14 protein-coding genes and 2 tRNA genes are annotated in these 15322 nt (G+C 52.9%); 12 read left to right on the top strand and 4 right to left on the bottom strand.

The window, feature by feature from the left end:
* Positions 1–79: 79 nt before the first annotated feature.
* From EYA77_RS02995 to EYA77_RS02980, 4 genes are all read left to right on the top strand, one after another.
* Positions 80–1537, top strand: a complete 1458-nt coding sequence (locus EYA77_RS02995; protein WP_167815829.1) for a sodium:alanine symporter family protein — start codon at positions 80–82, stop codon at positions 1535–1537.
* A 101-nt stretch (positions 1538–1638) separates the two neighbouring features.
* Complete coding sequence (locus EYA77_RS02990; RefSeq protein WP_167815828.1) at positions 1639–2481, top strand: MBL fold metallo-hydrolase; 843 nt, start codon at positions 1639–1641, stop codon at positions 2479–2481.
* A gap of 5 nt (positions 2482–2486) precedes the next feature.
* Complete coding sequence (locus EYA77_RS02985) at positions 2487–4127, top strand: ATP-dependent DNA ligase (protein ID WP_167815827.1); 1641 nt, start codon at positions 2487–2489, stop codon at positions 4125–4127.
* 52 nt (positions 4128–4179) lie between these two features.
* Entirely contained in the window at positions 4180–4977 is a 798-nt protein-coding gene (locus tag EYA77_RS02980; RefSeq protein ID WP_209314994.1) for a cache domain-containing protein, read from the top strand.
* 45 nt (positions 4978–5022) lie between these two features.
* Here EYA77_RS02980 and EYA77_RS02975 read toward each other — a convergent pair.
* A tRNA-Gln gene (locus EYA77_RS02975) sits at positions 5023–5095 on the bottom strand.
* A gap of 94 nt (positions 5096–5189) precedes the next feature.
* Here EYA77_RS02975 and EYA77_RS02970 point away from each other — a divergent pair.
* Positions 5190–5273 (top strand) — tRNA-Leu (locus EYA77_RS02970).
* A 35-nt stretch (positions 5274–5308) separates the two neighbouring features.
* The gene (locus EYA77_RS02965; protein WP_245241146.1) at positions 5309–6205 is read left to right on the top strand and encodes a DNA polymerase subunit beta; all 897 of its coding nucleotides are present in this window, start codon (positions 5309–5311) and stop codon (positions 6203–6205) included.
* Between the two features lie 443 nt (positions 6206–6648).
* Here EYA77_RS02965 and EYA77_RS02960 read toward each other — a convergent pair whose 3' ends face one another.
* Positions 6649–7539 (bottom strand): hypothetical protein, encoded by an 891-nt coding sequence (locus EYA77_RS02960; protein WP_167815824.1) that lies wholly within the window; start codon positions 7537–7539, stop codon positions 6649–6651.
* A 54-nt stretch (positions 7540–7593) separates the two neighbouring features.
* Positions 7594–8379: a hypothetical protein gene (locus EYA77_RS02955; RefSeq protein WP_167815823.1), complete on the bottom strand. Its 786-nt coding sequence runs from the start codon at positions 8377–8379 to the stop codon at positions 7594–7596.
* 200 nt (positions 8380–8579) lie between these two features.
* On the opposite strand from EYA77_RS02955, the gene EYA77_RS02950 reads away from it, so the two are divergent.
* The 5 genes from EYA77_RS02950 (at position 8580) to EYA77_RS02930 (ending at position 13425) form a co-directional block, all read left to right on the top strand.
* The gene (locus tag EYA77_RS02950) at positions 8580–9503 is read left to right on the top strand and encodes an SDR family oxidoreductase (protein ID WP_167815822.1); all 924 of its coding nucleotides are present in this window, start codon (positions 8580–8582) and stop codon (positions 9501–9503) included.
* Between the two features lie 292 nt (positions 9504–9795).
* Positions 9796–10155: a DUF555 domain-containing protein gene (locus EYA77_RS02945; RefSeq protein ID WP_042697482.1), complete on the top strand. Its 360-nt coding sequence runs from the start codon at positions 9796–9798 to the stop codon at positions 10153–10155.
* Positions 10145–11035 carry a PfkB family carbohydrate kinase gene (locus tag EYA77_RS02940; protein ID WP_245241144.1) on the top strand — a complete coding sequence of 297 codons (891 nt, stop codon included), beginning with the start codon at positions 10145–10147 and terminating at the stop codon, positions 11033–11035. Before EYA77_RS02945 ends, EYA77_RS02940 begins: the two co-directional genes overlap by 11 nt.
* Before the next feature lies 1 nt (position 11036).
* Entirely contained in the window at positions 11037–11693 is a 657-nt protein-coding gene (locus tag EYA77_RS02935) for a diphthine--ammonia ligase (protein ID WP_042697488.1), read from the top strand.
* 1 nt (position 11694) lies between these two features.
* Positions 11695–13425, top strand: coding sequence for a DUF2070 family protein (locus tag EYA77_RS02930; protein ID WP_167815821.1), 1731 nt, complete (start codon positions 11695–11697; stop codon positions 13423–13425).
* A 63-nt stretch (positions 13426–13488) separates the two neighbouring features.
* On the opposite strand, the gene EYA77_RS02925 is transcribed toward EYA77_RS02930, so the two are convergent.
* Positions 13489–13716, bottom strand: coding sequence for a hypothetical protein (locus EYA77_RS02925; RefSeq protein WP_042697495.1), 228 nt, complete (start codon positions 13714–13716; stop codon positions 13489–13491).
* A 43-nt stretch (positions 13717–13759) separates the two neighbouring features.
* On the opposite strand from EYA77_RS02925, the gene uvrC reads away from it, so the two are divergent.
* Positions 13760–15319 (top strand): excinuclease ABC subunit UvrC, encoded by a 1560-nt coding sequence (gene uvrC, locus EYA77_RS02920; protein ID WP_167815856.1) that lies wholly within the window; start codon positions 13760–13762, stop codon positions 15317–15319.
* The last annotated feature ends 3 nt before the right edge of the window (positions 15320–15322 follow it).

Genomic DNA, 15322 nt, shown 5'->3' with positions numbered 1-15322 from the left:
AATACTATTTTTTCGAGCGGTCTTTCCGGCAGACAAACCATACGGGTTAATCATCCATTATAGAGAAACGATTTAACTCATGAGTGTTTTTGAGGCAATCAACGACGCTGTTTCAACAGTCAACGGCGAAGTCAATACGTATGCATGGTATCTTGCATTCGTATTTCTGATCGGTATCGGTCTCTACTTTACCATCAGAACGAAAGGCGTTCAGATCAACAATCTGGGCGAAGCATGCAGAGTCGCCTTTACCGGCATCCGCGCGCAGAAAGGCAAACAGACCATCTCATCGTTCCAGGCCTTCTGCGTCAGCATGGGTGCGAGGATCGGTGTCGGAAATATCGCCGGTGTTGCCGTGGCAATCGTCATGGGAGGTCCCGGAGCAGTATTCTGGATGTGGATCTTCGCCCTCATCGGCGCAGCAACCAGTTTCGTTGAAACGACCGTCGGTCAGATCTACAAAGAAAAGAAAGCAGACGGCCAGTTCCACGGCGGTCCGGCATTCTATATCAGAAACGGTCTTGGCAAACCAAAGTTCGCCGCTTTTATCGCTCTTCTGATCATCTTCACCTATGGTCTGATGTTCATCGGTGTCCAGGCAAACACGGCGACCATCGCCTTTGCCAACGCATTCGGCACTGAACAGATCGTCTTTGCGGTCATCATCACTGTCCTTGCAGCTCTCGTTGTCTTCGGCGGTATCAAACGCGTTGCAAAAGTTTCGACTTGGATGGTTCCGGCAATGGCCATCATCTGGCTCCTGCTCTGTCTTGCCATCGTCCTCGTCAACTTCACCCAGGTCTCTCTGGTCATCCAGACCATCTTCTCCTACGCATTCGGTGTTCAGGCATTCGTCGGCGGAGGAATCGGAGCAGCCATCATGTGGGGTCTGAAGCGTGGTGTCTTCTCGAACGAAGCCGGTATCGGTTCTATCCCGAACGTCTCCTCGTCCGCAGATGTCAAGCACCCCGTAAAGCAGGGACTTATGCAGTCTGTCGGTGTCCTGATCGATACACTCGTCGTTTGTTCCGCAACCGCCTTTGTTGTCATCATCTACACAAACGTCGCCTACCCCGGATATGCCGGCATCCCGGTCTCCGGAGCGGTTCTTGTTCAGGAAGCGATGAGCGCTACCTTCCTTGGAGCAGCAGGTCCTTATGTCATTGCCGTCTTCATGCTGATCTTTGCATTCAGCAGTCTCATCAGCTACTACTCCATGAGTGAAACCAACACCAAGTTCATCACCGAAAGAAAAGAAGCGGTTGTTGTTCTCCGTGTTGCGATCGTTATCATGGTCTTCGTCGCATCCATGATGTCCATGGGCCTTGCCTGGGACCTTGCAGATACCTTCCAGGCATTCATGGGTATCTTCAACATGGGTGTCTTACTCATCCTCGGCAAACACGCCTTTGAAGCACTCAAAGACTACCTTGACCAGAAAGCTGACGGCGTCGAAGAACCTGTCTTCAACGCCTCCTGTCTCAGTGACTCAACAGGTGTTACCTGCTGGTCCGGCGAAGACGAAGAGAAGAAATAATCCTTTGGGATTTTTCTTTTACTTTTTCATCCGCTTTTTTTCCTGCCCTCTCTCAGAAAATCCTTGGGTCTTTTTCTCTTAGTAGATCCAATACTGTAGCAATGGATTGTGTCCTTCTTGCAAGCGGCAGTAAAGGAAACTGCATCTATATAGGCAATGAATCTGATTCGATCGTAATTGACGCCGGCCTTGGATATCTTATGCGGACACTGCAGAGTCTGCACCTGAATATCGATAATCTCCGCGGGCTTTGTGTTACCCACGAACACTCGGATCATGTCAGATCCGCAAAGGCTTTTGTAAAAGCTGCGCGTGTTCCGGTTTTTGCTTCAGGCGGGACACTGAACGCCCTTGAGCGGGAAAATATCATTTCGGCCTCTGCAAAGCGGACCGTCTGTCATGAACACATCCCGGTCGAAGCCGGCGGTCTGAAGATCACCACGTTTCGGGCATACCATGATGCGGCCGAGCCGACCGGATTTGTCATCGACGACGGCGATGCCCGGATCGGCATATGTCTTGACACCCACGAGGTCTCGGATACGATGAAAACGATCCTTTCCGCCTGTGATGCCGTCGTGCTGGAGAGTAACTACTGCTCAGAAGCAATGAAATCGGACCGGTTCCCCGAATGCGAAACCTGCCGGTCGTGCGGGGCGAACTGTCAGGGGAACAACTGCGTCCTTCGGGTGTATCCCCGATATCTCAAAGACCGGATCCAAAACGACGGCCATCTCTCGAACGAGGATTCGTCAGCATGCATCGCCGAGCTCTCGCAGGATGTCGGGATCATCGCCCTCGCACATCTTTCGGAAAATTACAATCGTCCAAACATCGCCCGCGAGACGGCCCTGGATGCTGCGGGTGAAAGCGGAACGAAAATATTTGTCAGTGACCAGCTTGCAGAATACCGGGAACGCCGGCTCGTAAAGTTTCAGGTGTAAATACTATGCTGTTTGTCGAGTTTGCAGAGATATGTAATACCATCGAGGAAACTTCCTCGCGTCTGGCGACAGCAGATATCCTTGCCGAGAAGTTCCCAAGCCTCACCGAGGAGGAACTGCCCGTCTTCGTCAGATTCATGCGCGGGAAACTGTTTCCCGACTGGTCATCCGAAAAACTTGGGTTCGGTCCGAACCTTTTGTACGATGCCCTCGCCTATGTTATCGGCAAAAAACGGGATTATGTGGTCTCGGCAATAAACAATGCGGGCGATGTTGGAAAAGTTGTCGAGAGCCTTCTCGAAAAACGTGAACAGACGATGTTCTTCTCGGAAGAACTGGATATTTTGGATGTGAACGAGCGTTTTCTGCTGATGGCAAAATCCTCCGGCAGGAGATCCCAGCAGGAACGGCTCAGATCCGCCCAGTATCTCCTCTCGAACGCGACCCCGCTCGAAGGAAGATATCTTGCGAGACTCATGCTCGAAGAGATGCGTATCGGCGTCGGGGAAGGGGTCGTTAAGGATGCGGTCTCGAAAGCATTCGGCATCCCGGCAGATGTGATCGAACATGCCCACCAGGCACTGAATGATCTGGGAGAAGTGGCATCTCTCGCGAAATCCGATCCATCTCAGCTTACCGAGGTCCATATCACGGCTTTTCGGCCGGTGAAGATGATGCTTGCCCAGCAGGGTTCCATCACCTCGATGGTGGAAACCCACGGCAAACTTGCGGCTGAAAATAAATACGACGGCAGCCGGTTCCAGTTCCACAAATCCGGAGGAAAATGCGCGATCTACTCCCGGCGTCTGGAAGAGATGACGGCTTCTCTTCCCGATGTTGTCGGGATGCTGGACAAAGCGACCGACCATGACGTCATCATCGACGGCGAAGTGATCGCAATCATGAATGGAAAACCCATGCCTTTCCAGACGATCCTAAGAAGGATCCGCAGGAAGCATGATGTCGGGGATGCGCAGGAAGCAATCACCCTTCTCCCCTGGGTATTCGACATCCTCGCGGCCGACGGAGAGACCCTGATCGATCAGCCGTTCCTCCGCCGCCGGCAGATCCTCGAGTCGGTGATGAACGCGTATGTCGCTCCGCAGCTCGTCAGTGATTCCGTTGACGAGATCGAAGCATACTATCACACATCGCTCGACAACGGAAACGAAGGCATCATGCTCAAAGTGCTCGACTCGCCGTATCTTCCGGGAAACCGGGGCAAGCTCTGGATCAAGATCAAGCCCGAGGTCGATACGATCGATCTGGTAGTTACCGGCGCCGAGTGGGGCGAAGGAAAACGTGCGAAGATGTTCGGCTCGTTCCTTCTCGCATGTCAGGATGAGAATGGGGATCTCCTGGAGATCTCGCGGGTGGCGACCGGTATCGATGACTCGATGCTTTCGACCCTGTATGATCTGTTCAAGGAAAAGATCATTGCAGAAAAAGGAAAGACGGTCTCGTTCGAACCTGACGTCGTCTTCGAGGTCGGGTATGCCGAACTGCAGAGGAGCACGAACTATGCGGCAGGATATGCGCTCCGGTTCCCGCGTTTTGTCAGACTGCGGGACGACAAGGATGTGTATGAGATCGAGACGCTCGAGAGCCTGACACGCAGGTATTCTCTCCAAAACAAAGAAGAGTAAGGCCGATGCCGCTCGCAGAGGATTTTTCCCTTGGGAGAATAATAGTATGAATATGAAAATCCTAGTGTTGTTTACGGTGATGTCTCTCATTCTGCTGTCCTGTTTTTCGGCAGGATGTGTTGAACAGACGGCTTCCCAGACGGATGTTCTGGCAGATGTGATCTCATCGCTGCACGAAACCCTCACTACGACGGCAGACGAGGCGGCCTTTGCCTCCCGATATTATGCCGCCGACCCGACACCTGAAAACGGCAGGCAGGCTCTGGCAACGCTCTATCAGAGAACAACACTGACCCATGATCTGCTGATCGCCGATGAGAACGGGATCGTGCGTGCGGTCTATCCAAATAATATCATAAGTGCACTTGGTCAGAACCTGAGCAGCTATCCGCCGAACAAAGAGATCTTTGCCGGGACGGATGTGTATGTCTCCGAATATATGGTTCTGGAAAACGGCATGGAAGCATATCTTCTCTCGGTCCCGATCAAGATCTCAGAGGAGTATGCCGGGTATATCAGTCTGAGTTTCGATCCGTATCGTCTCTTTGGCCCGGAAGAGCAGAAAGTCTTTGAAAAAGGGTACAACCTCTGGGTCATGCAGATGAACGGCGTCCAAGTGTTCGATGCGGATGTTTCGGAAGCCGGCGTCGATCTCCTTACCGATCCGGATTATGCGATGATCCGGGAAATGGCAGAGCTCGTCGCAGCAAATCCCTCCGGCGAAACGAAATACGTGTATACTGCCGATATAGGTACAGACGTTGTTGAAAAAACAGCAGTATGGGATACCCTCTCCTTTGGCGAGACAGATTGGCGGGTCGTCCTGACGTCAGTTCCGGCGGCGAGCTAAAAACGCAGCGGAGAAAAGATTCTCCGAGAAAAAATACATTTCAGATACTCCTGGGCGGACTCGAACCACCGTCTCCGGCTCCAAAGGCCGGAATGATTGACCACTACACTACAGGAGTTTATCTCCCCTATATTTTCGCAGGACATCTACATCAAACTACTGATGTATTTCCGCTCTCTTTTTTATGTAGAAGCATCAATGTATTAGGGTAGGCGAGGGTAGCCAAGCCAGGCCAACGGCGCCAGACTTAAGATCTGGTCTTCAGTAGTTCATGGGTTCGAATCCCTTCCCTCGCATTTTTATGAAACCTATTCGTTTACGTGATTTTGTTATGACCAAAGACGGCTGTCTGTACGCCGTTTCCGGGTATGAAAACGATTCCCGCGCTGAGTGCGTGCTCCGCTATGTCCCAACACCGGACGGGGACCGGACGGCGCCGTCCGGAACCAGATACACGAAATATGATTTTGCCGATGCGTTCGCCTGGGTGAAAGAACACAGACCCGAATACCTTGATCTGGTCCACCGTGTCCCGCTTTCCGACATCGTCCGCGTGTTAAAGCCCGAGGAAGAGGCGGCAGGCATCGCGGCGGGAAACCCCAGAGTAGCCCGGCTGTTTTCCCACTTCGATCTGCCTCCGATGAGCTACGGATGCACGGGGTCCCTTCTAGCTGGTCTTGAAAATTCTGCGTCCGATATCGATATGGTCGTCTACGGCTCGGCCTGGTTTCTGGCCCGCGAACAGCTGATGGCCGCGGTGAAGGCGGGAAAGATCCCTGCGATGAGCGAAGAGATGTGGCAGAAGGTGTATCGAAAACGCGTTCCCGACATCAGCTTCGACGAGTTCGTGCTGCACGAGAGCCGGAAGTTCAACCGCGGAGAGTTCGAGGGGACCTACTTCGATCTGCTCTACTCGCGTGGATACGACAATCTCCACTCGGTCCCGCCGATCACGCTTGGCGAGAAGACGGGCGTGATAACGATCGAAGCGAAGGTCACGGATGCAAGTCTTGCATTCGATTCGCCCGGTATCTACAAAGTCGATCACGAAGAGATCGACATGGTCCTTTCTTTTACGCACACCTACTGCGGTCAGTGTTTCACGGGAGAGACGCTTGAAGCAAAAGGGGTGGTCGAGGAGCACGGGGATCAGACCTGGCTGATCGTTGGAACGACCCGCGAAGCCCACGGTGAGTATATCGTTTCGAGAACGTTACTCGACCGGTAAGTATTCGGGTTAGGCGGGGTTTCCCTCAGCCAAAAAAAACGTAGGTATGTGATCTCCGATGATCTCGTGAAAAACCTGCTCAAGTCTTTTACGTGAGAAACAGATCTTTTCTGGCCCTGCTTAAACAATTCCCGGTCTTCTTTTTTGATTTAGGGAGTTATTCTTGGTTGGATTTATGATGTTTACGCGATTTTGGAAAATGCAGAGGGACGTGGAGTCCGGAAAGTCCGCACACTACCAGACAGTGGGTTCGCAGATGTCTGTTTTCCAATTTTAATGCCCTGAATACGGCGATACTCGGACTAAAATTCAGGTTGGATAGGTGGATGAGAGGTACCTGTCAAAATCTATAGGTGCGAGGGCGCTACATGGCGGGGAAATTGCCAAATGTCAAAGTTAGGTTATAATTGGTCAAAATATGGCAGAAGTGACCGCTGTCTCTGTCACCCGAAAAAGTCCAGCTGCTTTTGCCTGACGCCGACTTTACTCTTCGTCATCTCCTCAAACGACCGCCGGAGGGCAAGCTCCATATCCGCATTCTCACTTCTGACCGCCGCGATCGTCTCCTCCCAGGTCCCCGGCGTCACAACATATCCATAGATGGCCGCCATCCTGAAAAAAAGCTCGGCCGAAAGAAGAGCCTCATCCGGAAACAACGCAGAAAACGCTTCATAAAAAAGAAAGCACTGCTCAAACGGGTGGGACTTTTCCCTGATCCTCTGATGAAAACCCGCGATCATTTTCTTCAGCTCATCTCCTGCCGCCAACGATCCAGTTCCGGTTTCGCTATTCGTGTGCAAAACATCCTGCAGACGAAGCACCATACGCATGCCCAGCCGCTCCTTTGTTTCCCGCTGCAGATATGCAGTTCTCAGATTCTGCAGAACATTCACTTCAAACAGCCGTTTTCCGCGCGGGATTTCCCCGGATGAAAACATGCGCGCAGTCTCTGCCGGCGTTATCTCCACCCCGGCAAAACGCGCCAGTGCGGCAATATGTGCCGCAGTCTCCTTTTCAGGATCCTTCACCGGCCGGCGGGCATGCAGATATCTGTGCCGTTCCAGCTCAAAATACTCATCCTCGTCTGCGTATCGTTCGAATGAAAACTTTTCTGCACGAAACTTCGTGACCTTTATGAGACACTTCATCTCCAGATCGAAACCAAACATAGAGATACACCGCGTGATCTCAGCTTTGGTCGGCTTCGCCCCCGACTTGATCAGGTGCGTCGCTGCAAACTTTCTTGCATCGGTGTTGACCTCACGCACCAGATAATATCTCTTCAGCCCGTTTTTCAGACGAACTTCGACACGATACGGTTCATGCGCAGACATATAGTATAAAAATATTGGACGGGATCTAATGTGTATGTTTCGTTTGCGAAAGGATCAGGGGTCCCGTTTGACGGTGATCTCAGCCAGATGTTCCCAGTAGGATCGGCGATCCTCCTTTGGCCCGACGCCGCAGACGAAGACATACTCCGGATCGAACGAGCCGAGCACCGTCGTTAGCGATTCGGCATCGGGGTCGCAGACATAGACCCTGCGGATATCGTATGAGTCCAGAAGATCAGGCAGCTGCGCCGTATTTTCCCGTGAGATAACAATGTCGCGCTGATACTCGAGCGCCATCTCCAGAAAAGTATCCGGGACTGCCCACAAATATTTCTTTCCGGTAAACTCCGTCAGTTCTTCTTCGTTCGGGGTGTTCGTTGTCAGGATATGGCCGGCGATTCCCGCATCCCGCATCAGACGGCAGACCGATGCGAATGCTTCTAAAAGCGATGCGGCACACTCCTCTGTATCGCCGAAGTATTCATCCCTCACATCCAGTCCTGAGGGAGCAGACATACTCCACCAGCAGTGTTTTCTCAGACCATTGACCAGATCGCTGTCGGCCCGCACTGCTTTTTGGTCCACATCGAACTCGCGAAAGATCGCTCCTTCGCGGACGTTTGTGAATGCATCCAGAAGTCTGGCGGCATAATACTCGCCGCCGGCCGCCGGATATTCCACTGCGGGCAGCTGATCTTTGAGAGTTGTTTCAATGTTCCAGGTGATAAGATCGGTTTCCTGACCATACCTGGAGATGATCCAGGCTGATAGTAACGAAGCATCGGGAGCTGCTGGCAGGACCGAGCCGAGTGATTTTACAGGAAAGCTGCATGTACGCATTACAGTATTAGATGAGAATCTGAGATGTAATACTTTTCTTCATAGGGTTTATGCAGGAACCGGGTGTTTGCGGGATGTGGTTTTTTTCTTTTCGATTTGTACCCGGCTTTCATCAACGTCGTGCAGTGTCGTCTTCGGTCCGAATAGGAATGCTGATATCACCCCCGCACCATAAAACATCATACGGAGACCATTATCCCATGCAATATCTCATCACCGGCGGCGCAGGCTTCATCGCATCCCATATAGCAGAAGAACTCATCCGGCAAAACCATGACGTCACGCTCCTCGACGACATGTCGGCCGGGAACGTCAGAAATATCCAGTCCGGCGCCGAGTTCATCAAAGGCTCGGTCACCGACCGTCCCCTGCTCAGCGAGATCTGCAAAACCCATGCCTTCGAAGGGATCTTCCATCTTGCAGCGGTAGCAAGCGTGCAGAAATCCATCGAAGATCCGCTCCTCGTTCACGAAGTCAATGCTACAGGGACACTTAATATCCTTTCCGCCGCAAAAGAACACGGCATTCGAAAAGTCGTCCTTTCTGCCTCAGCCGCGGCATACGGCGACAACCCGGTGTTTCCGAAACGAGAGGACATGCTTCCTGAGCCTCTCTCACCTTATGCGGTCTCAAAGATCGCAGGCGAGATGTACTGCAGAAACTTTGCAGACCTCTTCGGCGTCGAGACGACAGCTCTTCGCTACTTCAATGTCTTTGGCCCGCGGCAGGATCCGAACGCCGAGTATGCGGCGGTCATCCCGAAGTTCACCGAAAAAATCGTCGGGGGCAAAAACCCTGTCATTTATGGCGACGGGAACCAGACCCGCGACTTCGTTTTTGTGAAAGATGTCGTTTATGCAAATATTCTGGCGATGAACTCAGCTGCATGCGGCACATTCAACATCGGCACCGGTATCCAGACCTCCTTAAATGATCTTGCAGCAATGATCATGCGTGCGGCGGGGATCAGCTGCGATATAATCTATGAAGCGCCAAGACCCGGCGACATCAGATACTCGGTCGCCGATATAACGAAAGCGAAACAGGAGCTCGGCTATGCTCCGAAGTACTCGATCGAAGACGGGATCAAAGAGACGGTGGGATACTTCAGAGATATCCTCTGAGCAGAAGAGGGAAACGGAAGCTTCCGTGATGAAAGGCACAGGCGGTGAAACACGCAAGCCCTCTGTTTGCCCGCAATGCAAAGCCTTGATCGCAAGTCTGACGACTTGCTCGGCTAAGGGACCTAAAGGTCCCCGCCTCAGCTGAGGTCGGGTCCTTACGTACCCGACCCGCAAGGTCGCAAGTTCTCGCTTACGCTCTAACTAGCTCAGCTGAGGTCGGGTCCTTACGTACCCGACCCGCAAATACCATAATCTCACAACGACAACGTATACAGAACTAAACGAGTTGAAAATGTCGGATTATCGAGTGACGCTGGAGGCAGGGTGGACGGTCAAAGACGTAGAATCGGTCCAGGATGCCATAGGAATAGCAGTAAGTGAAGCAGGCAAACGCCTGCACCCGTCGGCAAAATTCGTCGACGTCGATGTAATGAACACCCCCTGTCCGTACTGCGGAAAAGAGATCAACACCGCGCTCGTGATCGCACGGACCGGTCTGGTCGGCCTTCTTCTCTCAATGAAGGTATTCAAAGCTGAAAACCCCGAACATGCAGAGCACATCGCCAAATCCGTCATAGGCAAAGCCCTTCGGGACATCTCCCTCTCCACCTATGCTGTGGAACCGATCGAAGGTGACGCCGTTGAAGAGTAACACCGTCTCCGTCTCAGGGCATCTCTGCATAGACTATATCATCACCGTTGACGAATACCCCCCGGTCGGCGAATCAAGACGCGTATTTGAACGCAAGATCTACTTCGGCGGCGGCGCGGCAAACATCGCCGCCGGCATCGCCCGACTCGGCGGAGAGGCCGAACTCATCTGTGCGGTCGGACAGGACTATCCCGGCAGCGAATACGAAAAATATCTCGATGAACTCGGCGTTGCCACCACACTTTTTACCAGCGACAAAAACTGCTCGACCGCCTTCATGGTGAACAACGCCGCCGGTGAACAGATAACCTACTTCGAGTGGGGCGCAGGCGAAGCCTTCTCCCGCGCCGCTGCGCCTGCCCGCGACTTCATCCACATGGCGACAGGCGACGCCGCATTCAATATCAGCATCGCCAGACAGGCAAAGTTCGCCTCGCTCGATCCGGGTCAGGACGTCAAATATTATACCGCAGACGATCTCACGTCCCTTCTTGGCGAGATCGATATCCTCATCTGCAACAACTATGAGATGGAAATAATCAAAAACACCCTCGGCTGGAGCGAAAAAGATATTCTTGATTCGGTGCCTTTCACCATCATCACGCATGGAAAATCAGGCAGCAGCCTCTTCTTCGACGGCCGCGCCGAACAAATTCCTGCCTTCAACGTCGAAGCAAAGGATCCCACCGGCGCAGGGGATGCATATCGGGCAGGCTTTTTTACCGCCTGGAAAAAAGGTCTCGACCCCGTCACCTGTGCAAAAGTTGGTACGACCGCCGCCTCGTTCGCGGTCGAAAAGACCGGGACCCAGACCAACCTGCCGGACTGGGAGACGATGGCAGAACGCTATCGGTCCGCATTCGGCCGGCTGGAGAGCTAGGATGAGCTGGGCCGCACTCACCTCCGGAGGCAAGGACTCGATCCTTGCCATGCAGAAAGCGATCGACGCAGGCATGCATGTATCCCATCTCGTTACCGTCATTCCGAAAAACACCGAATCATACATGTTCCACTCTGCAAATCTTGCCGCCGTGCCGGTGATCGCAAAGCGATGCGGAGCCGTTTATGTGGAGATCGCCTCCGCCGGCGAGAAGGAACAGGAGGTCGCTGATATGGAAATCGGACTCGCGGCCCTTGATGTGGAAGGCGTCATCGTCGGGGCAATAGAGTCCGAGTATCAGCGGTCCCGCGTCGCCGCCGTCTGTGAACGGCTCGGCCTCAAAATGTATGCTCCGCTCTGGAAGATGGATCCCCTCGCTCTCATGCGTGAGGTCGCCTCCCGGATGGATGCAGTGATCGTCGTCTGCGCAGCAGATGGGCTGGGAGAAAACGTTCTGGGCAAAAAGATCGATGACGCCCTCATCGACGTCCTGCTCTCCGTCCGGAAAAGCCGGCGGATCCATATCGCCGGAGAGGGCGGGGAGTATGAATCGCTCGTGCTGAACGCTCCATGCTTTTCAGCGCCGCTCAACTGCTCGGAGATGAAATCCGCGTATGAAGGACTCCGCGGCGAAGTCTTTATCGAAAGGTTCTGGTAACATGAAACGCGAAGTAAAAACCGAATCATTAACGAAGTATCTCTTCGACGCTCCGAAATGGCAGGCTTCTTTGGCAGCGATCATTCTGCTCGGCTTTGCCGTCGACGGGGTCGTCTTCCTCGCCTCCGGCGAGATGCGGGGGATCGGATTTGCCTTCTCGATACCCGCCGTCGCTGCGCTGATCCTTACAAAACCCTTCGTCAGCGCGACCGCACGCCAGGAGTTCACCTGGAACAGATCGGGTCTGCTGGCGCTTGCAGGCGAAGTGTTCATGCTGCTTTGGATGTTCACCGGCATCTTCCTTGGAGCGGGATTTGCCTACGTATTCGGCGTGGGTTTCATTCTGGCGATCAGGCTCGTGGTTCTCGCTGCAGTCGCCGACTACCGGTTTGGAAGGATGTATGCGCCTGCCGCTATCCAGACATTTGCCGGAGCGGTCGTCGGGGTCTGGTTCTTCGGCCCTGAATTCGTTATTCCGGCCGTTGTTTCAATAATCGTGTTCTCGGTAGGGGTCATCGTATTTTTACTGCTGTTCGATCTGCCGATGAAACGGACCAGCGGGGTCGGAGCGATGCATTTCGTCAACGCGTTTCTTGCTCATCTGACGAACGGATCCAACGATCTCGAGGAGTATTTCCATCACATCAGCGAGTATGTCTCGGTCCCCGAGACGACATTCTTCTTCAAACGTTCCGGCAAACCGGATGTCTGGTTCGTGATCCCGAATCTTCACCCTGGTCCGATGGCAGAGATTGGCGGCAGCAACTTTCCCAAGGTCCTGCATGATACGTTTGCAGCTGACGCGATCCTTCTTGTTTCCCACGGCTGCGCCAGTCATGATCTGAACCTCATCTCCAACCGTGAGACGAAAACGATTGCGAAAGCGATACAAACCACCCGCGACTCGGTCGTTTATACGGATATGGCGAGCCGTCCAGTCAGAACGAAGCACGGTACGGTGTCTATCCTTTCCCAGAGGTTTGGCAACTCGCTTCTGATGGTCACGACCCGGTCGCCTGAGATGACGGAGGATATGGACTACTCGATCGGCAGGATCGTAATGGGTGAAAGCAAAGGCAGATACGAAAACGTCGGGTTCGTGGATGCCCATAACTGTATGACCTCGGTCACCAACATCATCTATCCTTCGACCAAAACCGGCAATGAGTTTATCGCCGGAGCGGATGAGGCGATGAATCTGATGCTGGATGTAAAGATGCATCCGTTCTCGGTTGGAGCGGCGCAGGTCATCCCGCCGTTTGAACGGAGCGAGGGATTTGCCGATATGGGGATCATTGCGATGGTCACTGATGTCGATGGGATAAAAACGGCATACATCCTTTTTGACGGCAATAATGTTCATCTGGGGGTCAGAGAGATCCTGCGCAGCGCTGTTCTCGGGCTCGGTCTGGATGAGGTCGAGATCCTGACGACCGATTCGCATGTCGTGAACTCGGTCTCAGGCAGGAATCCGATCGGCGATGCGGTGTCACCGGGCGAGATCATCCCCTACGTGTCAGAAGCGGTGTTAAAAGCGGTCGAAGATCTTTCTCCGGCGTCAGGAGGGGCAGCAACCGGTATCTGCGAAGAGGTGGAGGTGTTTGGCCCGTCCCGGATCGTGCAGCTGACTTCGACCGTGAATGCGATCGTTACGAATCTTCTTCCTCTGGCAACACTTCTGCTGACGACGGCATTTCTGCTGATCATGGTCGTCTGCATGATCGTGCTGTAAAAAAATCCTTATTTTTTGATCTGCCGATCATGGTCGTCTGCATGATCGTGCTGGAAAAAATCCTTATTTTTGGACATGTTCGACCTCGATCGCACAGGAACTTCGTCTGATCCGCGGGAGCGAAGCCAGCTTATTTTCATATTTATCGCAGGTAAGACCTGATTTCGGCACCGGATCGGGAAGAACCACACCCAGTTTGCAGACGATGCGGTAATTGTAAAAATCCCGCTCTTTATCAAATATATACTCATGAGAATCCATATGCAGACAGGTCAAACAGGGCACAACCATAATGATTAAAGATACATCCACCCCATACATTAACCTGCCGAAAATGCCCCCCTTCGATCTTGCCGATATCCCCCATTCGCCGGGCTGCTACCTGTATAAAGACGGCGAAGGAACGATCATCTATGTCGGCAAGGCAAAAGACCTGCGAAAACGGGTCTCTTCGTATTTTCAGAAAAAGGATCATGACGCAAAAACTGCAAAGCTCGTCGCTGCGATCCGTTCGTTTGAATATATCATAACTGCGACCGAAGAAGAAGCCTATCTTCTGGAAAACACGCTCATCAAACATCATCAGCCGAAGTACAACATCGATCTCAAAGACGCCAAATCCTACGCTTACATCGAACTCACGAAAGAACCGTTTCCGCGGATCACTATTGCGAGAAACACCCGCGGAAACGGCCAGCACTTCGGCCCCTTCGTCTCAGGAAAAGAACGTGACTACGTCCTTTCGGTCGTGAAAAAAACATTCAGACTCAGATCCTGCAAAAACATGCCGAAGAACAGACCCTGTCTGCGCTATCATATAGGCAACTGCACCGGGCCGTGCGGCGGGCACGTTTCCGCTGAAGAGTATGCAAAACAGTGCAGCTATGCAGCGGATGTCCTGAAAGGCAGCACAAAGGAGATCAAAACCAAACTCGAAGATGAAATGGCGGAGTATTCGAAGGATATGGAGTTCGAAGCGGCACTCCTCTGCCGGGACATGATCACCGCGGTCGAAAACCTCTCTTCACGGCAGTATGTCGCCAGAAAAACCGATCATGACGAGGACGTCATCGCCTACCGCGCGGCTGACGGAACGGTGTATCTTATGGTCTTCCATGTGTACAAAGGAACGCTCGGCGGCAGGGACGAGTTTATCTTCGAGGCATCGGAGGGATTTTTCGAGGAGTTTGTTTCGAGATATTACTCGGAGAATCCTGCTCCCAAAGAGATAATCGTCGAGGAGGAGCTTGAGGAGTCACTCGCCGCGTATCTGGGAAATCTGGCAGGGCATATGGTGAAGATCACCGTCCCAAAGCAGGGAGCCAAGAAAAAACTGCTCGAACTTGCGGGAAAAAACATCGAGACGGTCCACTTCGGCGACGAACTGAAAGTAATGGAACTCCAGGCCGCCCTTCATCTCAAAAAACCGCCGGCCGTCATCGAGTGTTTCGACATCTCCCATCTCTCGGGAACCGATACGGTCGCCTCCATGGTCAGATTCGTTTCAGGAAAACCTGACAAGAAAAACTACCGGCGGTTCAAAATAAAAACGGTCGAAGGGATCGATGACTTCGCCTCTATGGCAGAAGTCGTCCGCAGAAGATACAGCCGTCTGATCGAAGAGGAAAAACCGCTCCCTGATCTGATCGTGATCGACGGAGGAAAAGGGCAGCTCTCGTCAGCAAAGCGGATCCTTGATGAGCTGGACGCAAACATCCCGCTCATCTCCCTTGCGAAAGCGGAAGAAGAAGTATTCGTTTCAGGCGTGCCGTTCCCGCTGCCGTTTGGAAAAAAGACAAAGGCAAACATGTACCTCCAGGAGATACGGGACGAGGCGCACAGGTTTGCCGTCACCTACAACCGGCTGCTTCGGAAAAAGCGGCTGGTAAAATAATAT

Origin of the sequence: Methanocorpusculum sp. GPch4, assembly GCF_012062385.1 — an archaeon.
Classification (GTDB): domain Archaea; phylum Halobacteriota; class Methanomicrobia; order Methanomicrobiales; family Methanocorpusculaceae; genus Methanocorpusculum; species Methanocorpusculum parvum.
This window is presented reverse-complemented; position numbering and strand designations above follow the sequence as displayed.